This is a genomic window from Streptomyces oceani (assembly GCF_001751245.1).
GTDB classification, from domain to species: domain Bacteria; phylum Actinomycetota; class Actinomycetes; order Streptomycetales; family Streptomycetaceae; genus Streptomyces; species Streptomyces oceani.
Window position 1 is genome coordinate 1 of record NZ_LJGU01000135.1, and the last position, 23412, is coordinate 23412.

Consider the following 23412-nt stretch of genomic DNA (forward strand, 5'->3'; position numbering starts at 1 on the left):
CGGGGGGCACGGGCGAGCCTACGCCGTGCGGAAGGGTGGTACGGACCGGCCGGACTGATCGACGGCGACCGGGAGGCCGGGGTGTCAGTGCCCCAGCCGCTCGCCCGCCGCGATCCGCGCGCCGCGCGCCCAGTCCGCCGCCCGCATGGGCTTCTTGCCCTGCGGCTGCACCCACCGCAGCTCGACGGCGTGCGAACCGGTGCCGGCGTACACGGCGTTCTTCGCCGGGAGCAGTTCGCCCGGCGCCTGCCCGACCCGATCGGGGGCGAGCGTCACCGCACGCACCTTGAGCCGCTCCCCCCGGAAGGTCGTCCACGCTCCGGGGGCCGGCGAGCAGCCGCGTACCAGCCGGTCGACGCGCAGAGCGGGGGTGTTCCAGTCGACGCTGGCGTCCTCGACGGCCAGCTTGGGGGCGTAGCTGACGCCCTCCTCGCTCTGCGGTACGGCCTGCAGCGAACCGTCCTCGATGCCGTCCATGGTCGCGGCCAACAGGCCACCGCCGGCGAAGGCCAGCCGGGTCAACAGGTCACCGCTGGTGTCGGTGTGCCGCACCTCCTCGGTGACCACGCCGTAGACCGGACCGGAGTCCAGGCCCTCCTCGATCTGGAAGGTGCTGGCCCCGGTCATCTCGTCGCCGGCGAGCACCGCGTGCTGTACCGGAGCGGCGCCACGCCAGGCGGGCAGCAGCGAGAAGTGCAGGTTGACCCAGCCGTGTGCGGGAATATCCAGCGCCGCGGGGGGCAACAGGGCGCCGTAGGCGACGACCGGGCAGCAGTCCGGGGCGATCTCGCGCAGCCGCGCCAGGAAGTCCGGATCGCGCGGCTTCTCGGGGCGCAACACCTCGATCCCGGCTTCCTGGGCACGTTCGGCGACGGGGCTGGCGATCAGGTGCCTGCCCCGGCCGGCGGGAGCGTCGGGACGGGTGACGACGGCCACGACCTCGTGCCGCTCGGAGGTGAGCAGGGCGTCCAGGGCTGGTACGGCGACCTCGGGGGTCCCGGCGAAGACAAGCCTCATCGGCGGGCAACTACCTCTCGCGAACGGGTGGAACGGGGAAACGGTGGGGCTGGCGACGGGTGACACGGGTTACGCGAGTTGCGCAGCGACCCAGTCTAGGACCTGCACCGGGTACGGTCGGTCACCGCCCGCGACAGCCGGCCGCACCGCCCGACCTGCACCGCCCGCACGGCGCCGTCGGCAGCGCGCCGCCCCACGTCGGGCGTACGCCCACGGCCCCCGCGGCCACGGTCCGGATGCCAGCGGCGTACCGCCCGGGCGTGACCAGAAGGGCCGGTCACGCGTTGGTCAAGAGGGATTGACCGAAGGCGGGCCGCTTGCCGGACCGCAGCTCGTACGTCCCCCTTCCATCCGTTACCGCAGGTTCGAGAGGCTTCTCCATGGCCGACAACGCAACCCACGACGCCCAGGCGAGGGCCAGCCTGCAGCTGCTGGTGCGAGACATCGAGCGGGTCCGCCGCCAGGTGGACTCGCTGCGCACCCTGACCTCACAACTGGGCAACGTATACCGGCCCCGACGCAGTGGCCCCGCCGCGGGCTTCGTCGTCTACGGACGGGCGCCCGCTCCCACCGTGCGGCTCGCCCAAGAGCTCCGTGAGAACGTGGAAACGCTGGTCACCTCGGCCGTGGAGTTCGACCGCTCGCTGGGCTTCTCCTGGGACGCGGTCGGCTCGGCCCTCGGCGTCACCAAGCAGGCGGTGCACCGACGTTACGGTGCCGGGCGCGCCTCTCGGGGCGCCGCCGAGCGGCGGGAGGCGGAGAGCGGGCCCCGGCACGCCGCGGAGGCCACCGCGAGCACGCGCGGGGTCTCCACCCCACCGGGCGGCGCCACACCGGTGGTGCCGAACGCGCGCACCGTATCCGGAAGGTCCGGGTCCGGGCCCGGAGCTGGTCCCGGGTCCGCATCCTCCGGATCTGGGACTGGCTCTCGGTCCAGGCCCGGGACTGGGTCCCAGTCGGGTCAGGAGCCGCGTCCGGGGAGCTTTCCCGGGCCCCGCAACGGGTAGGACGGGCGCGGTGGACTGGGCGCGACCTCAGGACGGAATCCCGTGGCGAGGCCGGCAGCGCGGCGGACGGGCCGCGCGTACCGCCCCGGCGAGCGGTCGGTACGCGCCCCGGCCCGCTCACCGAAGCACCAGTCCGGCTCCGGCGCGTATCCGTCGCCGGCGTCCGCCGAACGCCCTTGTTCCCACCCGCGGTTCGCCCCCAGTGCCGTCTTCACCGGGTCGCCGACCGGCGCGGTGCCGGGCCGTCAGCCGATGTCCGGCGGGTCGACGCGCAGTCGCACCGGAGCACCGGCACGACCGGCCAACCACCGGGCCTGCGCGGCCTTCAGGGCCGCCGCGAGCGCGGCCCCCCGGCCCGCGGGGACCCGGATCAGCGCACGCTCCTCCCCTACTCCAGGCCGGCCCCGCTCCTGGGCGTCCGGGCCGGACTGAGCGCTAGGACTCGTACGACCGCCGCGCCACGGGGAGTTCCGTGCCCGGGGGTCCAACGGCACCGGGCCGAGCGTTTCCGCGTCCGCGGGCAGTTCCGCTTCCCGCAGGAAGCCGGCCACGGAGTCCACAGGACCGCTGACGGCGGCCATCCGGGAGGCCGGTGGGAACCCCAACTCCGCACGCTCGGCCAGTTCCCTGGCCGCGTGCCCCGCCGGGTCCCAGCGCACCAGGGCCTGCACCGGTCGCAGCGTGGGATCCGCCATCAGCACGACCGTGCCGCCGTCCCGCTGGCCACGCACCAGCGCCGCAGCGCCCATCCAGCGTCGCAGCGCCTCCTCGTCGGCCCGCAGATCGGCACGGCCGAGCAACGCCCAACCGTCCAGCAGGAGCGCCGCGGCGTAACCGGGGTCCGGAGCCGGCGGCTCCGCGCCCGGCGTCGACACCACCAGTGCGGGCCCCTCCGGTACGGCGTCCAGCACCCGGTCCCGCCCGGAGGTGCGCACTGGTACGGACGGGAACGCCCGACCCAACTCCTCGGCCGTGCGCCGGGTGCCGAACGCCTGGCCACGCAGCCCCACGCCACCGCACTCCGCGCACCGCCAGTTCGTGGTCGTACGGGCGCACCAGCCGCAGCGCAGCGGCTCGTCGGCGGCGACCACCTCCAACGGCCCGTGGCAGTGGCCGCAGCGCGCGGGCGCCCGGCAGCGTTGGCAGGCCAGCCGGGGCACGTAACCCCGACGCGGCACCTGCACCAGCACCGGACCGTGCTCGAGTGCCGCGCGCACCGTCTCCCAGGCCACGCTGGGCAGTCGGGCGGCACGCGCCGCCGGGTCCCTGGCCTCGTCGGCCTCCTCGGCCGTACGCACCCGGGGGGCCGCCGCGCGCACCATTTCCCTGGTCGCGGTGAGCGGGCGGGCCCAGCCCGACTCGACCAGTTGCGCCGCCTCCACCGTGCGTGCGTGCGCGCCCAGCAGCAGGCCGGCCCGCTCGTGCGCCGCGCGCAGCAGCAACACCTCGCGGGCGTGTGGCCGGGGAGCGTGCTCGTCGCTGTGTGCGGCGTCCCCGTCATCCCAGAGGGCCGCGAGACCGAGATCCCGTACCGGAGCGAACATCGCGGCCCTGGTGCCGACCACTCCCCGCACGGCCCCTCTGCTAACGGCCAGCCAGCGGCGGTACCGGGACTCCCGGCCGGCGTCGGCGGTGAGCAGGACGTGCCGCCCGGTGCCGACCAGCATGGTGAGCGCGGCGTCGACGCGCTCGGCGGCGCGACCGTCCGGCAGCACCGCGAGCGCGCCCCGGCCACCGGCCAGCGTGGCCGCGAGGGCGCGGGCGAGCTCCTCCGGCCACCCGGGGCCAGGCAGCGCCGTCCACACGGCGCGGGGCGCGTCGCCGTCGGCGAGTGCGTGCAGGAAGGCCGACCCGTGCGGGTAGCGGGTCCAGCCGCCGGGCTCCGGTATGCGTGGGGGCTCCGCCGGCTCCGTACGAGACGCCCGCTCAGCGCGCGCCATCCGGGGTGGTACGGCCAGCTGGACCACGTCGGCCAGCGAACCGGCGTACCGGTCGGCTACCGCGCGGCACAGCCGCAGCAGCTCCGGGGTGAGCACCCGCTCGGTGGAGAGCACCTGGGCCAGCGGGGCCAGCGTGCCCGGGAAGTCGCTTCGTGCCACTCGCTCCACGATGAAGCCGTTCCGCAGGCCGCCGCCCTCCCGGCGACCGTCCCGCTCGCCCGCACCGAACCGTACCCGCACCCGCACGCCCGGCTGGGCGTCCTCGTGCATGGCGGCCGGCACCGCGTAGTCGAAGTACCGGTCCAAGTGCGGTGGGGTCTTGTCCACCAGCACCCGCGCGACGGGGAGTTCGGGGGCCGGTGCCGCGCCCCGCCAGGTGCGCGGCCTGGCACGCGGCTCCTGGTGGCGGCGCACGGTCTCGCGCAGCAGCGCGAGCTGCTCCGGCGGTTGCGCGCCGGAGTGCTCTGACCGTTCGTCGCCCTGGGCGTTGTCACTGCTCACTACCGCAAGTCTTAGCAGAGCCGACTGACAGCGCCGCACGGGACGGTCAGTGCCCTCGCGGCCGGTGGCTCACGGCGCTCGATCCGACGCGGTCGCGGTGGGGCGCTCCGGCGTACGGCCTGGTCGCTCTCCGGAGCGTGCGGTAGGAAGATCGGATGCTTCCCGTTCATGGCCCCGAGGGTCCGATCCGTACCGTTGTCGGCACCGAGAGGACACCGGCTCCCGTACGGGCCGCACTGTTCGACTTCTCCGGCACGTTGTTCCAGATCGGGACATACGCGGAACGGATACGCTCGGCATTGGCGCGGCCGGTGGACGAGGCCACGATGGACGCGCTGTTGGGCGGACTCGAGACCGGCCTGTCGGACCACCGAGTGGTGGCCGCCCAGCAGGGCCGGGACGTCTCCGCCGAAGCTCATCGCCACGCCTTCACCACGTGGTACGCCTCGGTCCCGGAGCTGGCGCCGGTGGCGGACGTGCTCTACGAACAGCTGCGGACTCCCGAACACTGGGTGCCGTACGCCGACAGCGAGTCCGTACTGCGCCAACTGACACAAGCTGGCGTCGCGCTGGGTCTGGTCAGCGACGTGGGGAGGGCGTCGAGGCCCAAGTCCGACAAGGCGGAGGAGGGAGGCAGCCGGGAGGCGCTGTCGACCGACGACAACGCAGCCGGGCGCCGGGCGTCGGCGGCCGACGCCGCTCACCTACCGCCGGACGCTCTAAGGACGGTGGCGCGGTACACGCCGGGCTACGGGCGCATCTGCTCCCGGCCGGCGCCGCTCCCGGTCAGACGCGGGGACTTGACGCGGTGCTCCGGCTCGCCGGCCTGGTGCCAGGAGCACCGCGACGCACGAGGCTGCCAGTACGGGCATGCCTCGGGCCCGGCCCCCGTGGAGGGACCGGGCCCGAGGCGGTGGTGCCGTGCTCGTTACTTGCCGACGGCCTTCCGCAGCGCGTCGACCCGGTCGGTGCGCTCCCAGGTGAAGTCCGGCAGCTCCCGGCCGAAGTGACCGTACGCAGCGGTCTGCGAGTAGATCGGCCGCAGCAGGTCGAGGTCACGGATAATCGCGGCCGGACGCAGGTCGAAGACCTCCGAGATGGCGCTCTCGATCTTGCTGACGTCGGCCTTGGCCGTGCCGAAGGTCTCCACGAACAGACCCACCGGCTCGGCCTTGCCGATGGCGTACGCGACCTGCACCTCGCACCGGCCGGCCAGCCCGGCGGCGACCACGTTCTTCGCCACCCAGCGCATGGCGTAGGCGGCGGAACGGTCCACCTTGGACGGGTCCTTGCCGGAGAACGCGCCACCGCCGTGCCGCGCCATGCCGCCGTAGGTGTCGATGATGATCTTCCGGCCGGTGAGTCCGGCGTCGCCCATCGGGCCGCCGATCTCGAAGCGGCCGGTCGGGTTGACCAGCAGCCGGTAACCGTCGGTCTCCAGGTTGATGCCGCGCTCGACCAGCGCCTTCATCTCCGGCTCGACCACGAACTCCCGGATGTCGGGCGCGAGCAGCGAGTCGAGATCGATGTCCGCGGCGTGCTGCGAGGACACCACGACGGTGTCCAGGCGCACCGGCTTGTCACCGTCGTACTCGATGGTGACCTGCGTCTTGCCGTCCGGCCGCAGGTACGGAATGGTGCCGTTCTTGCGGACCGTGGAGAGCCGCTCGGACAGGCGCTGCGCCATCATGATGGGCAGCGGCATCAGCTCCGGCGTCTCGTCGCTGGCGTAGCCGAACATCAGGCCCTGGTCGCCCGCGCCCTGCTCGTCGAGCTCGTCCTCGTCGCCTTCGACGCGCTTCTCGTACGCCGTGTCGACGCCCTGCGCGATGTCCGGGGACTGCGCGCCGATGGACTCGGATACGCCGCAGGAGGCGCCGTCGAAGCCCTTCTTGGAGGAGTCGTAGCCGATGTCGAGAATCTTGTTGCGCACGAGAGAGGAGATCGGCGCGTACGCCTTGGTCGTCACCTCACCGGCCACGTGCACCAAGCCGGTGGTGATGAGCGTTTCGACGGCCACCCGCGAGTGCGGGTCCTCCTTGAGGAGGGCGTCGAGAATCGTGTCGCTGACCTGGTCAGCGATCTTGTCAGGGTGACCCTCGGTCACTGATTCCGAGGTGAACAAGCGGCGGGACACATCGCTCCCTGTGGTTGCAGCGGCTGCTGGCTGAACATGGCGGACCGGTCGGGGGCTGCGCCCAAGGACGGTCCGCGGCCAGTTTATCCATCTCCAGGGGCATCCAATCATGTCGTCTCGAACTCCGACACAACTGTGACCTGCATAACCCCTTTCGGCACCTTCCCCGGGCAGCCGGAAAAACCGGGTGATGTCAGCTTGTGTCCGATCGGCGACAAAGCCCCTCCGCGCCCTACGAGAAGCGACGTATGACCAGGTCCCACAGCGTGTCGGCCAGCGCTTCCTTCGGCCCGAAGGGCACCGGCGTGACCGTCCCGTCGGAGTCCAGGATCACGGCCTCGCTCTCGTCCGATCCGAAGGTCTTGTGCTCGCCCACCTCGTTCACGACGAGAAGATCGCAGCCCTTGCGAGCGAGCTTCGCCCGACCGTTCACGAGCGCGTCATCGGTCTCGGCGGCGAAACCCACCACGATCTGGCGTGAATTGTCCCGATTCTCGGAAATCTCAGCCAGAATATCTGGATTCTTACGGAGAGTTATCGGCGCCTGCTCCTCGCCCTCCCGTTTCTTGATCTTGCCCGAGGCGTACTCCGCGGGCCGGAAGTCGGCCACCGCCGCCGCCATCACCACCGCGTCGGCATCCGTCGCCGCGTCCCGTACGGCGTCCCGCAACTGCGTCGCCGTGCCCACCCGCAGCACGTCCACGCCGGCTGGCTCGGGCAGCTCGCTGTTGGCCGCCACCAGAGTCACACGGGCACCGCGTGCGGCCGCCGTACGGGCGAGGGCGTACCCCTGTCGGCCGGAGGAACGGTTCCCGAGGAACCGCACGGGGTCGAGGGGCTCCCGGGTGCCTCCGGCACTGATCACCACGTGCCGCCCGGCGAGGTCGGCCGGCGCGCCCGGCCCTCGGGAGAGCACCGCGCGACCGGCCGCGAAGATCCCCTCGGGCTCCGGGAAGCGGCCCTTCCCGGTGTCCGCGCCGGTGAGCCGGCCCACCGCCGGCTCGAGCACGACGCAGCCCCGGCGCCGCAGCGTCGCGACGTTCTCCTGGGTAGCCGGATGCTCCCACATCTCCGTGTGCATCGCGGGCGCGAAGAGCACCGGGCAGCGGGCGGTCAGCAGGGTGTTGGTCAGCAGGTCGTCGGCAAGGCCGTGGGCGGCACGCGCCAGCAGGTCGGCGGTCGCGGGCGCCACCACGACCAGGTCGGCGGCCTGGCCGAGACGCACGTGCGGCACGTCCTCGACGCTCTCCCACACCCCGGTGGCCACCGGCTGGCCGGACAACGCGGCCCAGGTGGCCTCTCCCACGAACCGCAACGCGGAGTCGGTGGGGACGACCCGCACCTCGTGCCCGCTCTCCACGAAGCGGCGCAGCAGCTCGCAGGCCTTGTACGCGGCGATGCCGCCGCTGACGCCCAACACCACCCTGGGCCCGACCGAGTCCGCCGCCTGTGCTGTGCCCTGTCTCTGCACGGTCTCTCCACCTGGGTCACCCGGCCGCACGCCGGCGACCGGTCCGTGTCGTTGTGCGGATGCCCGTGGACGTACGCGCTCGCGTGCCGTCGCACTCCCCCATCACACACCACGGGTCCGACAGCCGCGCTGCCGGACCCGTAATCAGAGCTTCGGGGCGTTACTGCGGTGGTGCCTCCACCGCCTCGGAGGTCAGCATGCCCGCGTTGATCTCGCGCAGCGAGATGGAGAGCGGCTTCTCGTGCACGTGGGTGTCCACGAGCGGGCCGACGTACTCCAACAGGCCCTCGCCCAGCTGGGAGTAGTACGCGTTGATCTGCCGGGCCCGCTTGGCCGCGTAGATCACCAGGCTGTACTTCGAGTCGGTGGCCTCGAGCAGCTCATCAATCGGAGGGTTGATGATGCCCTCGGGCGTCGTGATGGAAGAGGACACGCTCTGCCTTCCGGAGGGTGGTGTTGACCAGTCAACTGACGTTCATCAAGGCTAGCAGTTCCGCGCTGACCTCTTCGACGGAGGTGTTCACCAGGGTCGTGTCGAACTCCGCCTCGGCGGCCAGCTCCGTACGGGCCGCGGCGAGCCGGCGCTCCACGACCTCCGGGGCCTCGGTGCCCCGGCCGGTGAGCCGCCGCACGAGTTCGTCCCAGTCGGGCGGGGCGAGGAAGACCAGGCGCGCGTCCGGCATGGACTCACGGACCAGTCGCGCACCCTGCAGGTCGATCTCGAGGAGCACCGGCTCGCCCGCCTCCAGACGCTCCAGCACCGCCTGCCGCGGGGTGCCGTAGCGGTTGCCGGCGAACTCCGCCCACTCCAGCAGCTCGCCATTGGCGATCAGCTTGTCGAACTCCTCGCTCTCGGTGAAGAAGTACTGCACACCGTGTCGTTCGCCGGGGCGGGGCCTGCGCGTGGTCACGGAGACGGAGAGCCAGACCTCGGGATGCTCCTTGCGCAAATGAGCGACGACCGTGCTCTTGCCGACCCCTGAGGGGCCGGAGAGCACGGTCAGTCGCGTGCGTCCTTCCGGGGATGTGGGGGTCGCCCCCCGGGAGTCAGCGGTAGTCATGGAGCGATTATCCAGGTTTCCGCGCCGAGTCGGAAACCGCGACGGGTCCACTCCGGGCCGAAACCCCGCGACGGCCACACGGCGCCGGTCAGGCCATGCCGCGACGAGCGGCCCCACCGCCGAAGCAGACCCCCCGGCCGACGGTCGCCGACGCCGCGCGCGTACGCACGGACCGCCGGAGGGACCGCGACCGGTCGAACCGACGCCGGCCGGACCGCCGTCGAAGGCCTCTACGCGGAGGCGCCGCCGAACTCCCGCTCCAGCGCGGCGATCTGGTTGGAGCCGAGACCGCGCACCCGGCGGCTCTCGGAGATGCCGAGCCGCTCCATGATCTGCTTGGCCCGGACCTTGCCGACGCCGGGCAGCGCCTCGAGCAGTGCGGAGACCTTCATCTTGCCGATGACGTCGTTCTCCTGGCCCTGCTTGATGACTTCGTGCAGGGTCGCGCCGGAGTGCTTGAGTCGATTCTTGACCTCGGCGCGCTCCCGGCGAGCCGCGGCGGCCTTCTCGAGCGCGGCTGCGCGCTGTTCAGGGGTAAGGGGCGGAAGAGCCACGCCTACGTCACCTCGGATGTCGAACTGTCGGATACGGATCGGTGAGGAACCTAGTGGCCCCCCACCAGCGGAGCAATGAGCAACGCGCTGTTCACGCCGCTCTTGTCGGAGACTAGCGGTCCTGCGGCGCTGAGTCAGCGAGAACAGCGGAAAAGTCCTGGTCAGCCTCCACCGAATCGGACATTCAAGGTCAAAACTTCTCAGTTGTGCTGGCCATCCATCAGCCAAGGGCCTTCCGGAGCGCGGTAGTCCGGTCCCGTACGGCCGCTCGCAGCCCCTCCGGTGACGGCCCGGCCCGCAGCACGTCCCGGCTCACGCTGGGCAGTACGTTCCCCACCACGCCCCCGAACACCCGCACCAGATCCGCCGGAGTGGCCCCCTGCGCCCCGAGCCCCGGGGCGAGCAACGGGCCGTTGATCGCGAGCGAGTCCACGGGATCGTCCACGGTCGCGCCGACCACCGCGCCGAACGAACCCAGGGGCGCCGCCTCGGCGTTCCGCCGGGACAACTCGTCCAGCACCGCCCCGGCGACCGTACGGCCGTCCGCGGTCTGGGCCCGCTGCACCGCGGCGCCCTCGGGATTGGAGGTGAGCGCGAGCACGAACACCCCGGCGCCCGCGGCCCGGGCGGCGTCCAGGGCCGGCGCGAGCGAACCGACGCCCAGATACGGGCTCAGTGTCACCGCGTCCGCGAAGAGCGGGGCCGCGGGGTCCAGATAAGCGCCGGCGTACGCCGCCATGGTTGACCCGATGTCCCCGCGCTTGACGTCCAGCAGCACCAGCGCGCCGGCGCCCCGCGCCTCGGCGACCGTACGCTCCAGCACGGCCACGCCCCGCCAGCCGAACCGTTCGAAGAAGGCCGACTGCGGCTTGAGAACCGCGACCTGGTCCGCGAGCGCGCCCACCACGGTGCCACAGAAGCGTTCCAGGCCGGCGACGTCGTCCCCCAGTCCCCAGTCGGCCAGCAGCTCCGGATGCGGATCGATGCCGACGCACAACGGCCCGCGTGCGTCCATGGCGCGACGCAACCGGGCGCCGAACGGCTCCGTCGCTGCCGCCGGCGCCGCCTTCGGCGCGGGGTCCGGCGCCGGGTCCGCCACCGGCACGCTCCCGTCCCGCTTCGGTGTCATGTGTCCGCCTTCCTGAGGTCCGTGCCGACCGCGTCGGCGAGCGTGCCGTACGGGCTGGCCCGTAGCCGCGCGACCAACCCACGGTGCAGCGCACGGCACCAGAGCGGACCCGCGTACACGAACGCGCTGTAGCCCTGTACGAGGGTCGCACCGGCACGGATGCGCTGCCAGGCGTCCTCGGCGTCCGCGATGCCGCCGACACCGACCAACACCAGATCATCGCCGACCCGGGCGTACAACCGCCGCAGCACCTCCAGCGAGCGCTCCCGCAGCGGCGCGCCGGACAGCCCGCCGGCCTCTCCCGCGGTGCTCGCCTCGGCACCGCCGCTCGAGGGGGAAGAGCTGAGGCCGTCCCGCTTGATGGTCGTGTTGGTCGCGATGATCCCGTCCAGGCCCGACTCCACGGCCAGGTCGGCGACCTCGTCGATGTCCGCGTCCGCCAGGTCCGGGGCGATCTTCACCAGCAGCGGCACCCGGCGCCCCGGCACCGCCTGGTCGGCGGCCTCCCGTACGGCACCCAGCAGCGGACGCAGCCGGTCCACCGCCTGCAGGTCCCGCAGCCCGGGGGTGTTCGGCGAGGACACGTTGACCACGAGGTAGTCCGCGTACGGGGCGAGCCGGCGTGCCGAGGTGACGTAGTCGGCGACCGCGTCCGCCTCCGGGGTGAGCTTGGTCTTGCCGATGTTGACGCCGACCGTCGTACGGAACGCGGGATCGGCGCTCCGGCGGGCGAGCCGGGCGGCGACGGCGGCGGAGCCCTCGTTGTTGAAGCCCATCCGGTTGATCAGCGCACGGTCGGCCGCGAGCCGGAACAGCCTGGTCGGAGGATTCCCGGGCTGCGCCCGTGCCGTGACCGTACCCACCTCGACATGATCGAAGCCGAGCATGGCCAGGCCGTCCACGCCCTCTGCGTTCTTGTCGAAGCCGGCGGCCATCCCGAACGGTCCGTGCATGCGCAACCCCAGGGCGTGAGTGCGCAGTTCCGGATAGCGCGGAGCGAGGAAGGCCGCCACGAAGGTACGCAGCACCGGCACCCGCGCGGTCGCCCGGATCAGCCGGAACGCCAACCGGTGCGCGGCCTCCGGGTCCATGCGGGACAGCAGCAGTCGGAACAGCAGCGCGTACGTCACGTCCCCACCACGCATGACCCGAGCACGCCGCGTCCGAGTGCGCACGGCCGCCCGCGCCCGTAGGTCCGGCGCACCCGCCCGGCCTGCCTCATACCCGCTCCCCCGCGCCACGCGCCACCGTCAGTTGCTCGGCGTGCTCCTGCAGGGAGCGGACACCGACCTCACCGCGTCCCAGGGCCTCGATGCCCTGCACGGCGGCGGCGAGCGCCTGCACCGTGGTCAGGCAGGGCACCGAACGCGCCACGGCGGCGGTGCGGATGTCGTAGCCGTCGAGCCGACCACCGGTGCCGTACGGAGTGTTGACGATCAGGTCGACCTGACCGTCGTGGATCAGTTGCACGATGGTCCGTTCGCCCTGCTCGCCCTCGCCCTGGCTCTGCTTGCGTACCACCGTGGCCGCTATGCCGTTGCGCCGCAGGACCTCGGCGGTGCCGGAGGTGGCGAGCAGTTCGAAGCCCATCGCCACCAACTCCCGCGCGGGGAAGATCATCGAGCGCTTGTCCCGGTTGGCGACCGAGACGAACGCGCGGCCCTTGGTGGGCAACGGACCGTACGCCGCGGACTGCGACTTGGCGTAGGCCGTGCCGAACACCGAGTCGATGCCCATCACCTCGCCGGTGGAGCGCATCTCCGGGCCGAGCACGGTGTCCACGCCGCGACCGTGCACGTCCCGGAAGCGGGTCCAGGGCAGGACGGCCTCCTTGACCGAGATCGGCGCGTCCATCGGCAGGTCGCCACCGTCGCCAGCCGCCGGCAGCAGGCCCTCGCCGCGCAGTTCGGCGATCGTGGCGCCCAGCGAGATCCGGGCGGCGGCCTTGGCCAGCGGCACCGCCGTGGCCTTCGAGGTGAACGGAACCGTGCGCGAGGCGCGCGGGTTGGCCTCGAGTACGTACAGGACGTCGCCGGACATCGCGAACTGGATGTTGATCAGCCCGCGCACTCCAACCCCGGCGGCGATCGCGGCGGTGGAGGCGCGCAGCCGCTTCACGTCGTAGCCGCCCAGCGTGATCGGGGGCAACGCGCAGGCGGAGTCGCCGGAGTGGATGCCGGCCTCCTCGATGTGCTCCATGACGCCGCCGAGGTACAGCTCGTGACCGTCGTAGAGCGCGTCCACGTCGATCTCGATGGCGTCGTCCAGGAAGCGGTCGACGAGCACGGGATGTTCGGAGATCAGCCCGGCGTGCCGGGTGAGGTACTCCTGCAGCGACTGCTCGTCGTAGACGATCTCCATGCCTCGCCCGCCGAGGACGTACGAGGGGCGGACCATCACCGGGTAGCCGATCGAGGCGGCGATGTTCCGTGCCTCCTCGAAGGAGTAGGCCGTGCCGTACTTCGGAGCAGGGAGACCCGCCTCCGTGAGGACCCGGCCGAAGGCGCCACGCTCTTCGGCGAGATTGATCGCCTCCGGGGAGGTGCCGACGATCGGTACCCCGGCGTCCTTGAGCGCCTGCGCCAGACCGAGCGGCGTCTGGCCGCCCAACTGGACGAGGACGCCGGCCAGGGGACCGGCCTGCTGTTCGGCGTGCACGATCTCCAGTACGTCCTCCAGGTCCAGCGGCTCGAAGTAGAGCCGGTCGGAGGTGTCGTAGTCGGTGGAGACCGTCTCCGGGTTGCAGTTGACCATCACCGTCTCGTACCCGGCCGCACTCAGCGCCAGCGAGGCGTGCACACAGGAGTAGTCGAACTCGATGCCCTGGCCGATGCGGTTCGGGCCGGAGCCGAGGATGATCACCGCCGGCCGCTGCCGGGGGGCCACCTCGGTCTCCTGGTCGTAGGAGGAGTAGAAGTACGGCGTGCGCGCGGCGAACTCGGCGGCGCAGGTGTCCACGGTCTTGTAGACGGGGCGTACGCCCAGCGCGTGCCGCACCTCGCGTACGACGTCCTCGCGCAGGCCGCGGATGTCGGCGAGTTGGGCGTCGGACAGGCCGTACCGTTTGGCCTCGGCCAGCACGTCAGCGCTCAGCTCCGGTGCCTCGGCGACCTCGTCGGCGATCTCCCGGATGGCGAAGAGCTGGTCGACGAACCAGGGATCGATCCGGGTGGCCTCGAAGACCTGCTCGGGCGTGGCGCCCGCGCGGATCGCCGCCATCACCGTGTTGATCCGGCCGTCGGTGGGCCGCGCGGCCTCGGCGAGCAGGACGTCCCGGTCTCCCGGCGGGGCGACGAAGTCGAACTGCGAGCCCATCTTCTCCAGCGAGCGCAGGGCCTTGTTCAGCGCCTCCGGGAAGTTACGGCCGATGGCCATCGCCTCGCCGACCGACTTCATCGTGGTGGTCAGTCCGGAGTCCGCCGCCGGGAACTTCTCGAAGGCGAACCGTGGTGCCTTGACCACCACGTAGTCCAGGGTTGGCTCGAAGGACGCGGGGGTCTGCTCCGTGATGTCGTTCGGAATCTCGTCCAGGGTGTATCCGACGGCCAGCCGGGCCGCGATCTTCGCGATCGGGAAACCGGTGGCCTTCGAGGCCAGTGCCGAGGAACGGGACACCCGGGGGTTCATCTCGATGACGACGACGCGACCGTCCTCCGGGTTGACTGCGAACTGGATGTTGCAGCCGCCGGTGTCCACGCCCACCTCCCGGATGATCTCGATGCCGATGTCCCGGAGCAGCTGGTACTCCCGGTCGGTGAGCGTCATCGCCGGGGCGACGGTAACGGAGTCACCGGTGTGCACGCCCATCGGATCGACGTTCTCGATGGAGCAGACGACCACCACGTTGTCGTTGCGGTCCCGCATCAACTCGAGTTCGTACTCCTTCCAGCCGAGGATGGACTCCTCCAGGAGCACCTCGGTGGTCGGGGAGAGCGTCAGGCCCTGCCCCGCGATACGGCGCAGCTCGCCCTCGTCGTGCGCGAAGCCGGAGCCGGCGCCGCCCATCGTGAAGGAGGGGCGTACGACGACGGGGTAGCCGCCGAGGCCGTCGACGCCGGCCAGCACCTCGTCCATGGTGTGACAGATCACCGAGCGGGCGGACTCGCCGTGCCCGGTCCGGGCCCCCACCGCCGCCACGACCTCCTTGAACTGGTCGCGGTCCTCACCCTTGTTGATCGCCTCGACATGGGCGCCGATCAGCTCCACGTCGTACGTGTCCAGGGTGCCGGCGTCGTGCAGCGCGATGGCGGTGTTGAGCGCGGTCTGGCCGCCCAGGGTCGGCAGCAGGGCGTCCGGACGTTCCCGGTCGATGATGCGTTCCACGAACTCCGGGGTGATCGGCTCGACGTAGGTGGCGTCGGCGATCTCCGGGTCGGTCATGATCGTGGCCGGGTTGGAGTTGACCAGGATCACCCGCAGGCCCTCGGACTTGAGGACCCGGCAGGCCTGCGTCCCGGAGTAGTCGAACTCGGCTGCCTGCCCGATGACGATCGGGCCGGAGCCGATGACGAGGACGGACTGGATGTCGCTGCGCTTAGGCACGCTGGCCCTCCAACGAAGATGCGCCCTGCGGGGAGCCGCCCTGCATGAGCGCGGTGAAACGGTCGAACAGGTAGCCGGCGTCGTGCGGGCCGGCGGCCGCCTCGGGGTGGTACTGGACGCTGAACCCGGGCCGGTCCAGCAGCCGCAGGCCCTCCACCACGTCGTCGTTGAGGCACACGTGCGAGACCTCGACCCGGCCGTACGGGGTGTCGCTGGCCTCGTGGAGAGGCGCGTCCACCGCGAAGCCGTGGTTGTGCGCGGTGATCTCGACCTTGCCGGTCGCGCGGTCCTGGACCGGTTGGTTGATGCCACGGTGGCCGTACTTCAGCTTGAAGGTGCCGAAGCCGAGCGCGCGGCCCAGGATCTGGTTGCCGAAGCAGATGCCGAACAGCGGCAGCCGGCGGTCCAACACGCCGCGCATCAGCTCGACGGCGTGCTCCGCTGTAGCGGGGTCACCGGGACCGTTGGAGAAGAACACCCCGTCCGGGGCGACCGCCTCGATGTCCGCCAGAGTGGCGGTGGCCGGCAGGACGTGCACCTCGGCGCCACGCTCCGCGAGCCGCCGTGGTGTCATGCCCTTGATGCCCAGGTCGATCGCCGCGACGGTGAAGCGGCGCTCGCCGACCGCCGGGACGACGTACGACTCGCTCGTGGCGACCTCTCCGCACAGGTCGGCGCCGGACATCTCCGGCGCCGCACGCACCCGTTCCAGCAGCGCGGACTCGTCGACGCCCCGCCCGCCGGCGGCCTCCTCCAGCGCCGCCCCGGAGAAGATCCCGGCGCGCATGGCGCCCCGCTCACGCAGATGCCGGGTGAGTGCCCGGGTGTCCACGCCGCTGATCCCGACGACACCCTGGTCGGCGAGGTCGTCGTCCAGCGTGCGCACCGCGCGCCAGTTCGACGGCCGGCGCGCGGGGTCGCGTACGACATATCCGGCCACCCAGATGCGGGCGGACTCCGGGTCCTCGTCGTTGACTCCGGTGTTGCCGACGTGCGGGGCCGTCATGACCACTACCTGGCGGTGGTAGGAGGGGTCGGTCAGGGTCTCCTGGTAGCCGGTCATGCCGGTGTTGAAGACCGCTTCACCCACGGTGGCGCCACGAGCCCCGTAGGCGTGGCCGTGGAACGTACGCCCGTCCTCCAGGACGAGCAGTGCCGGTGTCCTGCCGGCTCGGGCGACGGTCGTCATCGTGCGCCTTCCTGATGGTGCGGGGCGACGACACCGGTGTCGTCTGCCGTGGATTCGAGGGTCTCGCCGGCGTCGGAGGAGGGGGCGGGTTCGCGGGCCGCACCACCGTCCTCGGAAGCCTCGGCGGTGCCAGCCGCGTCGGCGGTGCCAGCCGCGTCGGCGAGCAGAGCGCGTACGGCAGTGACCCACTCGGAGTGCTCCGCCGCGTAATCCGAGCGGAACCCGGAGTCGAGCTGGCGGGTGCCGTGCTCCCAGGTGAGCACCAGCAGTCCACCCTCGGTCAGCACCTTGCCGGCGATCCCGGTGTCCAGTCGCGCGTCACGCAGCCGTGCCCGTGGCACGAAGAAGTCCGTGGCCCCCGGCCGCCGGACGTCCACGCCCTCGTCGGTGAGGGTGAGCTCCGCCCGGCTGCGGGTGCCCAGGCCCTGAGCGACCACCCGGTCCAGCCACTGCCCGGCCGTGGTGGACCCGTGGTAGCGCCCGGCCATACGCAGTCGTACGGGCCCGGTCGCGGCCGGCGGACCGGGCAGCTCCGGAAGGTCGCCCTGGAGGGTGCCGCGCCACTTCCAGCCCTGGCGCATCAGCCAGTACAGCAACACGACGAACAGGAGCAGTCCGATGACCCAGCCGATGCGCTCGGCCCAGTCGGTGACCTCCTGGGACCTGCGTTCGGCGGCGAGTGTGATGAGGTGCTTCACGCCAGTTTTCCGTCCATGACCGTTGCCACTCCCCGCAGGAAGGTGTGTGTGACCCGTCCCGGCAGCGCACGTCCGGCGTAGGGGCTGTTACGGCTGCGCGAGGCGAAGTCCGCGGGGTTCACCTGTCCACGGTAGGCCGGATCGACCAGCACCAGGTTGGCGGGCTCGCCTGGCGAGACGGGACGGCCGTGGCCGGCGAGCCGTCCGATGGCGGCCGGCCGGGCCGACATCCGGTCCGCGACCTGGGCCCAGTCCAGCAGTCCGCTGTCCACCATCGTCCGCTGTACGACGGACAACGCGGTCTCCAGGCCCAGCATGCCCATCGCCGCGGCGCCCCACTCGCAGTCCTTGTCCTCGTGCGGGTGCGGGGCGTGGTCGGTGGCGACGCAGTCGATGGTGCCGTCCGCGAGAGCCTCCCGCAGCGCGGTCACGTCGTACTCCGTACGCAGCGGGGGGTTCACCTTGTAGACCGGGTCCCAGGAGCGTACGAGTTCGTCGGTGAGAAGCAGGTGATGCGGCGTGACCTCGGCAGTGACGGCCCAGCCCTTGGACTTCGCCCAGCGGATGATCTCCACCGAGCCGGCGGTGGACACGTGGCAGACGTGCAGACGCGAGCCGACATGCGCGGCGAGCAGCACGTCACGGGCGATGACCGACTCCTCGGCGACGGCCGGCCAGCCGCCCAGGCCGAGCGCCGCGGAGACGGTGCCCTCGTTCATCTGCGCGTGCTCGGTCAGCCGCGGTTCCTGCGCGTGCTGCGCGACGATGCCGTCGAACGCCTTCACGTACTCCAGGGCACGGCGCATGATCACGGCGTCGTCGACGCACTTGCCGTCGTCCGAGAAGACGCGTACGCCCGCCGCGGAGTCGTGCATGGCGCCCAACTCGGCCAGTTGCCGGCCCTCCAGCCCCACGGTGACGGCGCCGACGGGCTGGACGTCGCACCAGCCGTACTCGGCGCCCAGCCGCCACACCTGCTCGACGACCCCGGCGGTGTCCGCGACCGGGAAGGTGTTCGCCATGGCGTGCACCGCGGTGAAGCCGCCCCGGGCCGCGGCCATGGTGCCCGTGCGGACCGTCTCGGCGTCCTCCCGGCCCGGCTCGCGCAGGTGCGTGTGCAGGTCGACGAGGCCGGGCAGCAGGATCTGCCCGTCGCCGTCGACGGTCCGTGCGCCGACCGCGTCGAGTCCGGAACCCACCTCCGCGACGACGCCGTCCTCGATCAGTACGTCCTGTGGCTGGCCGCCGAGGATCCGGGCGCCACGGATCAGGGTCTTCGTCACAACGGGCTCTCCTGTGCGTTCTGGTCGGCTCGCCCGGTGGTCCGCGGGCTGGGATTCGGGTGGCGCGGATTCGGTACGTCCCGAGCCGGGCGCTCGGGGCGTACCTCGGCGCCGGGCGCCGCTCATGACTCGTCCCGGAGAGCGGTCTGACCCTCGGTGCCGGGGAGCGTCCCGGCCGGGGTGGCGGGCTCGCTGCCGCCCAGCAGCAGGTACAGCACGGCCATGCGGATGCTGACGCCGTTCGTCACCTGCTCCACCGCGGTGCACCGGGCCGAGTCGGCCACCTCGGCGGTGATCTCCATGCCACGGTTCATCGGGCCCGGGTGCATCACCAGCGCGTGCTCGGGCATCCGGGCCATGCGCTCGCCGTCCAGGCCGTATCGTCGCGCGTACTCCCGCTCGGTGGGGAAGTACGCGTCCCGCATCCGTTCGCGCTGCACGCGGAGCATCATCACCGCGTCCGTGCGGCCGAGGACGGCGTCCAGGTCGTAGCTCACCTCGCAGGGCCAGCCGTCCACCCCGACCGGTACGAGCGTGGGAGGAGCGACGAGGGTGACCCGGGCACCGAGGGTGCTCAACAGCTGCACGTTGGAACGCGCGACCCTGCTGTGCAGGATGTCCCCCACCACCGTGACGTGCAGGCCGGACAGGTCGTGGCCGGTGCCGGGGGCCAGCCGGCGGCGCATGGTGAAGGCGTCGAGCAGCGCCTGCGTGGGGTGCTGGTGCGTGCCGTCCCCGGCGTTGAGGACGGACCCGCCGATCCAGCCGGAGGTGGCCAGCCGATGGGGCGCTCCGGAGTCATGGTGCCGGATGATCACCGCGTCGGCGCCCATCGCCTCCAGCGTGAGCGCGGTGTCCTTGAGCGACTCGCCCTTCGAGAGGGAGGAGCCCTTGGCGGAGAAGTTGATGACGTCGGCGGACAACCGCTTGGCCGCCGCCTCGAAGGAGATCCGGGTCCGCGTGGAGTCCTCGAAGAACAAGTTGACGACAGTACGTCCGCGCAGTGTGGGCAGCTTCTTGACCGGACGGTCCGCTACCTGGGCCAGCTCCTCGGCGGTGTCCAGGACGAGCACGGCGTCGTCCCTGGTGAGGTCGTCGGCGGAGATGAGGTGACGCTGCATCTGATGCCTTACGTGGGTGCGTTGGGGTCGGTCGTACGGGCGGCAACCGCCGTGCCCCGGGGTGTGGCGCGCGGCCGGGCGCGGCGGGCCGGTCCGGCCGGCCGCAACACTGCGGCCTCCCGGGTGGCGGGTCCTGGGCGCGGCCCCGGGGTCGTCTAGGCCGTGTCGTTCGGATCCCCTGGATCAGGGGCGAGGGCCGCCGGAGCGGTCCCCGCGGCCGATCCGAACTACACGGGCCTAGCGCTCGTCGGGGATGACGGCCGCACGGCTGCCGAGCAGCACGTCGTCCCGGCCGTCCTCCTCGGACAGTCGGACCTTGACCGTCTCCCGGAGCGAGGTGGGGAGGTTCTTGCCGACGTAGTCGGCCCGGATCGGCAGCTCCCGGTGACCGCGGTCGACGAGGACCGCGAGCTGCACCGCCCGGGGGCGTCCGATGTCACCCAGTGCGTCGAGGGCGGCACGGATGGTGCGACCGGAGAACAGCACATCGTCGACCAGCACGACGAGTCGCCCGTCCACCCCCTCGGTGGGGATGTCCGTACGGGCCAGCGCCCGAGCCGGCTTCAGGCGCAGGTCATCGCGATACATGGTGATGTCGAGGGAACCGACCGGCACGCTGCGCGCGGTGATCTCGTCCAGCTTGGCCGCCAGCCGGCGCGCGAGATACACGCCCCGGGTGGGGACGCCCAGCAGCAGCACATCATCGGCGCCCTTGGCCCGCTCGACGATCTCGTGTGCGATCCGGGTGAGCACCCGCGCGATGTCCGGCCCCTCCAGCACGGGTCGGGGCGGATCGGTGGTCGGGTTGTGGTGGGCGTCGCCGCCCCTGTCGTTGTCCATACGTAACGGACCCCCTTCGCCGTCTCACGGGACGGTGTTAAAGGACGTCGGGCTTGCGAGACCCGATGTTAGCAGCGCCGTCCCCGCGCGACCTCGGCCGGGTTCGCGCATCATGGGGAGAACCGGGGCCGGCCGTGCGTCGGCCCGCGGCCGGAGGGCGGCCGCAGCAAGTCGAGGGCCGTTCGCAACCTGATCGGACGCAGGAGACAGCGTTCGGCTTGACGGCGGACATTACGCTGCGTAATCTCACAGTGAGTTACCACGAAATCGTCCGGGGAGCCTTATGTCCAGCGAATACGCCAAACAGCTCGGAGCCAAGCTTCGTGCCATCCGCACTCAGCAGGGGCTGTCTCTGCACGGCGTTGAGGAGAAGTCCCAGGGCCGGTGGAAGGCAGTGGTGGTCGGTTCGTACGAGCGCGGCGACCGCGCCGTGACCGTGCAGCGCCTCGCGGAGCTGGCGGACTTCTACGGCGTTCCGGTGCAGGAGCTGCTGCCGGGCACCACGCCCGGCGGCGCCGCGGAGCCACCGCCGAAGCTCGTGCTCGACCTCGAGCGCCTGGCGCACGTACCACCGGAGAAGGCCGGGCCGCTCCAGCGGTACGCCGCCACCATCCAGAGCCAGCGCGGTGACTACAACGGCAAGGTGCTGTCGATCCGCCAGGACGACCTCCGCACTCTCGCCGTCATCTACGACCAGTCGCCGTCGGTTCTCACCGAGCAGCTGATCAGCTGGGGCGTCCTGGACGCCGACGCCCGCCGCGCGGTGGCGCACGAGGACGCCTGACGTCGCTCGGCACACCACCCGCGCAACCGCGGGGCCCGGGCACGCGACTCGCTGAGCGAGCCGGTGCCCGGGCCCCGGGTTGGCAACAGGCCGGCTCGGGTCCGCGCTCGGCACGCTGATGCGTACCGAGCCGTACCGAGGGTCGCGCCGCTGCTCGCGTCACCGACGCAGGCTGGGCTTCATCTCCTTCAGGCGGCCGAGCAGACCGTTCACGAACGACGGAGAGTCGTCGGTGGAGAACTCCTTAGTGAGTTGCACCGCCTCGTCGAGCACCACCGCGTCCGGGGTCTCGTCCTCCCACAGCAGCTCGTAGGCACCGAGCCGCAGCACACAGCGGTCCACCGCCGGCATCCGGTCGAGGGGCCAGTCCACCGCGTACGTCGCCAACAGCTCGTCAATGCGCACCGCGTGCTCGGCGTACCCCTCCACCAACTGCATGGTGAACTCGCCGACCGGCGGCTGGCGCTGATCCGTCCGCGCGTGCCGTATCCAGTCAGCGAGGACGACCGCCACCGAGGTACCGCGCTGGTCAGCCTCGAAGAGGATCTGGAAGGCGCGTTTGCGCGCCTTGCTGCGAGCGGCCACGGTTAGCTGTTCACCCGGCCAAGATACTCGCCGGTCCGGGTGTCGACCTTGATCTTCTCGCCGGTGGTCATGAAGAGGGGCACCCCCACCTCGTAGCCCGTCTCCAGCTTGGCCGGCTTGGAGCCGCCGGTGGACCGGTCGCCCTGGACGCCCGGTTCGGTGTGCTCGATGACCAGCTCCACAGCCGCGGGCAACTCGACCGAGAGCGGGTTGCCCTGGTACATCGCGACGGTGGCGGTGAAGCCCTCGACCAGGTAGTTGGCCATGTCACCCACCACCTCGGGCGTGATGGGGATCTGGTCGTAGGTGTCCATGTCCATGAAGACGAACAACTCGCCGTCCATGTACGAGAACTGCATTTCGCGTCGGTCTACGGTGGCCGTCTCGACCTTGGTGCCTGCGTTGAAGGTCTTGTCCACGGTCTTTCCGGACAGCACGTTCTTCAGCTTGGTCCGGACGAATGCGGGGCCCTTGCCGGGCTTGACGTGCTGGAACTCCACGACGGACCAGAGTTGGTCGCCGTCGAGCTTGAGCACCATGCCGTTCTTGAGGTCGTTCGTGGAAGCCACGGTTGCGGAATCTCCTGAAACTGCTGCTGCGCGAGCCAGGGATCCGCAGCCCCTGGTCAGAGTGCGAGCAGCTCCTTGGTCGTGATGGTGAGTAGCTCTGGACCGCCGTCCGCCTGCGGGCGCACGACGAGTGTGTCGTCGATCCGAACACCGCCTCTGCCAGGGAGGTGTACTCCCGGCTCGACGGTGACCGGCACACGACTCTCAAGCTTACCCATGGCATCGGGTGCCAGCCGAGGGTCCTCGCGGATTTCCAGCCCCACGCCGTGTCCCATACAGTCCCCCAAGCCTTCCGCGTACCCTGACGCGTCCAGCACGTGCCGAGTCGCGTGGTCGACATCGCGGTATCCGACACCGGGGGCGAGGGTCTCCCGTCCCGCCCGCTGGGCCGCGAACACCAGGTCGTACAACTCGATCTGCCAACTCTGCGGCGCGGAACCGATCACGAAGGTGCGGCCGATCTGGCAGCGGTAGCCGCGATACCGGGCACCGAGGCAGACGCTGAGGAAGTCGCCCTCCTCCACACGTCGGTCGCTGGGCTGGTGGTGCGGGATGCCGGCGTGGCTGCCGGTGGCGACGGAGGTGGGAAACGCCGGGCCCTCGGCTCCGTGGTCGATCAGTCGACGCTCCAGCTCCAGGGCGAGATGCCGCTCCGTGCGCCCCACCAGGATCGACTCCAGAAGTTCGCCGAGAGCCTGATCGGTGACCTGGGCGGCGACCCGCAGCGCGGCGATCTCCTCCTCGTCCTTGACCACCCGCTGTTCCTCGACCGCGCATGCCAGGGCGATGAGTTGAAGCGTGGGCACGGCCGCGTCCAGTGCGCGGTACCGGTCGACCGTCAACTGGTGTTCTTCCACGGCCAGGGTGCACCCGCCGGTCGTCCGCGCGGCGGCGGATCGCGCGGCGGCCAGGGCCGGATCGCCACCCCCACCGCCGTCCCGGCGCAGCCCGTCGTCCGCCACCGGAGCGGCCAACATCCGGTAT

The 23412-nt window shown here is 71.5% G+C and carries 20 protein-coding genes and 1 pseudogene; 3 read left to right on the plus strand and 18 right to left on the minus strand.

The window, feature by feature from the left end; all coding sequences use genetic code 11:
• Window positions 1-84: 84 nt before the first annotated feature.
• On the minus strand, window positions 85-1017 hold the full coding sequence (gene fmt, locus AN216_RS18545; protein ID WP_070197833.1) for a methionyl-tRNA formyltransferase: 933 nt from the start codon (window positions 1015-1017) through the stop codon (window positions 85-87).
• A gap of 380 nt (window positions 1018-1397) precedes the next feature.
• Here fmt and AN216_RS18550 point away from each other — a divergent pair, with 380 nt between their 5' ends.
• Window positions 1398-2024 (plus strand): hypothetical protein, encoded by a 627-nt coding sequence (locus AN216_RS18550; RefSeq protein ID WP_070197834.1) that lies wholly within the window; start codon window positions 1398-1400, stop codon window positions 2022-2024.
• A gap of 245 nt (window positions 2025-2269) precedes the next feature.
• Here AN216_RS18550 and AN216_RS18555 read toward each other — a convergent pair whose 3' ends face one another.
• Window positions 2270-4465 (minus strand): primosomal protein N', encoded by a 2196-nt coding sequence (locus tag AN216_RS18555; protein WP_070197835.1) that lies wholly within the window; start codon window positions 4463-4465, stop codon window positions 2270-2272.
• 155 nt (window positions 4466-4620) lie between these two features.
• On the opposite strand from AN216_RS18555, the gene AN216_RS18560 reads away from it, so the two are divergent.
• Entirely contained in the window at window positions 4621-5475 is an 855-nt protein-coding gene (locus AN216_RS18560; RefSeq protein WP_070197836.1) for an HAD family hydrolase, read from the plus strand.
• On the opposite strand, the gene metK is transcribed toward AN216_RS18560, so the two are convergent.
• The 13 genes and pseudogenes from metK to pyrR form a co-directional block, all read right to left on the minus strand.
• Window positions 5394-6602: a methionine adenosyltransferase gene (metK, locus tag AN216_RS18565; protein WP_070197837.1), complete on the minus strand. Its 1209-nt coding sequence runs from the start codon at window positions 6600-6602 to the stop codon at window positions 5394-5396. The two genes, AN216_RS18560 and metK, sit on opposite strands and share 82 nt — an antisense overlap.
• A 232-nt stretch (window positions 6603-6834) precedes the next feature.
• The gene (gene coaBC, locus AN216_RS18570) at window positions 6835-8073 is read right to left on the minus strand and encodes a bifunctional phosphopantothenoylcysteine decarboxylase/phosphopantothenate--cysteine ligase CoaBC (protein WP_070197838.1); all 1239 of its coding nucleotides are present in this window, start codon (window positions 8071-8073) and stop codon (window positions 6835-6837) included.
• A 160-nt stretch (window positions 8074-8233) separates the two neighbouring features.
• Window positions 8234-8506 (minus strand): DNA-directed RNA polymerase subunit omega, encoded by a 273-nt coding sequence (rpoZ, locus tag AN216_RS18575; protein WP_070197839.1) that lies wholly within the window; start codon window positions 8504-8506, stop codon window positions 8234-8236.
• Between the two features lie 31 nt (window positions 8507-8537).
• Entirely contained in the window at window positions 8538-9134 is a 597-nt protein-coding gene (gmk, locus tag AN216_RS18580) for a guanylate kinase (RefSeq protein ID WP_070197840.1), read from the minus strand.
• 230 nt (window positions 9135-9364) lie between these two features.
• On the minus strand, window positions 9365-9688 hold the full coding sequence (gene mihF, locus AN216_RS18585) for an integration host factor, actinobacterial type (RefSeq protein ID WP_070197841.1): 324 nt from the start codon (window positions 9686-9688) through the stop codon (window positions 9365-9367).
• A 220-nt stretch (window positions 9689-9908) separates the two neighbouring features.
• Entirely contained in the window at window positions 9909-10817 is a 909-nt protein-coding gene (gene pyrF / locus AN216_RS18590; protein ID WP_079166744.1) for an orotidine-5'-phosphate decarboxylase, read from the minus strand.
• Window positions 10814-11962: a quinone-dependent dihydroorotate dehydrogenase gene (locus tag AN216_RS18595; RefSeq protein WP_070197842.1), complete on the minus strand. Its 1149-nt coding sequence runs from the start codon at window positions 11960-11962 to the stop codon at window positions 10814-10816. Before AN216_RS18595 ends, pyrF begins: the two co-directional genes overlap by 4 nt.
• A 73-nt stretch (window positions 11963-12035) precedes the next feature.
• Complete coding sequence (gene carB, locus AN216_RS18600) at window positions 12036-15359, minus strand: carbamoyl-phosphate synthase large subunit (protein WP_070197843.1); 3324 nt, start codon at window positions 15357-15359, stop codon at window positions 12036-12038.
• Window positions 15352-16548 carry a glutamine-hydrolyzing carbamoyl-phosphate synthase small subunit gene (carA, locus tag AN216_RS18605; protein WP_070197844.1) on the minus strand — a complete coding sequence of 399 codons (1197 nt, stop codon included), beginning with the start codon at window positions 16546-16548 and terminating at the stop codon, window positions 15352-15354. Before carA ends, carB begins: the two co-directional genes overlap by 8 nt.
• 161 nt (window positions 16549-16709) lie before the next feature.
• Window positions 16710-17246: pseudogene (locus AN216_RS18610) on the minus strand (PH-like domain-containing protein); the annotation flags it as partial.
• Complete coding sequence (locus AN216_RS18615; protein ID WP_070197845.1) at window positions 17243-18529, minus strand: dihydroorotase; 1287 nt, start codon at window positions 18527-18529, stop codon at window positions 17243-17245. The gene AN216_RS18615 and the pseudogene AN216_RS18610, both read right to left, overlap by 4 nt.
• A 122-nt stretch (window positions 18530-18651) precedes the next feature.
• A complete protein-coding gene (locus AN216_RS18620; RefSeq protein ID WP_070197846.1) occupies window positions 18652-19650 on the minus strand; it encodes an aspartate carbamoyltransferase catalytic subunit in 999 nt (332 codons plus the stop codon).
• A gap of 237 nt (window positions 19651-19887) precedes the next feature.
• Complete coding sequence (gene pyrR / locus AN216_RS18625; protein WP_070197847.1) at window positions 19888-20490, minus strand: bifunctional pyr operon transcriptional regulator/uracil phosphoribosyltransferase PyrR; 603 nt, start codon at window positions 20488-20490, stop codon at window positions 19888-19890.
• A 283-nt stretch (window positions 20491-20773) separates the two neighbouring features.
• Between pyrR and bldD the strand changes: the two genes are divergently transcribed.
• The gene (gene bldD, locus AN216_RS18630; RefSeq protein ID WP_070197848.1) at window positions 20774-21274 is read left to right on the plus strand and encodes a transcriptional regulator BldD; all 501 of its coding nucleotides are present in this window, start codon (window positions 20774-20776) and stop codon (window positions 21272-21274) included.
• 159 nt (window positions 21275-21433) lie between these two features.
• Here the strand turns inward: bldD and nusB are convergent, their stop codons facing one another.
• The 3 genes from nusB to AN216_RS18645 all read right to left on the minus strand — a co-directional run.
• Window positions 21434-21859 carry a transcription antitermination factor NusB gene (nusB, locus tag AN216_RS18635; protein ID WP_070197849.1) on the minus strand — a complete coding sequence of 142 codons (426 nt, stop codon included), beginning with the start codon at window positions 21857-21859 and terminating at the stop codon, window positions 21434-21436.
• Window positions 21860-21861: 2 nt separating this feature from the next.
• Entirely contained in the window at window positions 21862-22428 is a 567-nt protein-coding gene (gene efp / locus AN216_RS18640; protein ID WP_070197850.1) for an elongation factor P, read from the minus strand.
• 56 nt (window positions 22429-22484) lie between these two features.
• The coding region (locus AN216_RS18645) for a M24 family metallopeptidase (protein ID WP_107402035.1) at window positions 22485-23412 on the minus strand (928 nt) is incomplete at its 5' end.

Bases quoted from the DNA above. Each gene is read 5' to 3' on its own strand.
- AN216_RS18620 (WP_070197846.1), bottom strand. From the start codon at position 19,650: ATGCAGCGTCACCTCATCTCCGCCGACGACCTCACCAGGGACGACGCC.
- pyrR (WP_070197847.1), bottom strand. From the start codon at position 20,490: ATGGACAACGACAGGGGCGGCGACGCCCACCACAACCCGACCACCGAT.
- carA (WP_070197844.1), bottom strand. From the start codon at position 16,548: ATGACGACCGTCGCCCGAGCCGGCAGGACACCGGCACTGCTCGTCCTG.
- pyrF (WP_079166744.1), bottom strand. From the start codon at position 10,817: ATGACACCGAAGCGGGACGGGAGCGTGCCGGTGGCGGACCCGGCGCCG.
- fmt (WP_070197833.1), bottom strand. From the start codon at position 1,017: ATGAGGCTTGTCTTCGCCGGGACCCCCGAGGTCGCCGTACCAGCCCTG.
- AN216_RS18560 (WP_070197836.1), top strand. From the start codon at position 4,621: ATGCTTCCCGTTCATGGCCCCGAGGGTCCGATCCGTACCGTTGTCGGC.
- AN216_RS18595 (WP_070197842.1), bottom strand. From the start codon at position 11,962: ATGCGTGGTGGGGACGTGACGTACGCGCTGCTGTTCCGACTGCTGCTG.
- AN216_RS18550 (WP_070197834.1), top strand. From the start codon at position 1,398: ATGGCCGACAACGCAACCCACGACGCCCAGGCGAGGGCCAGCCTGCAG.
- gmk (WP_070197840.1), bottom strand. From the start codon at position 9,134: ATGACTACCGCTGACTCCCGGGGGGCGACCCCCACATCCCCGGAAGGA.
- bldD (WP_070197848.1), top strand. From the start codon at position 20,774: ATGTCCAGCGAATACGCCAAACAGCTCGGAGCCAAGCTTCGTGCCATC.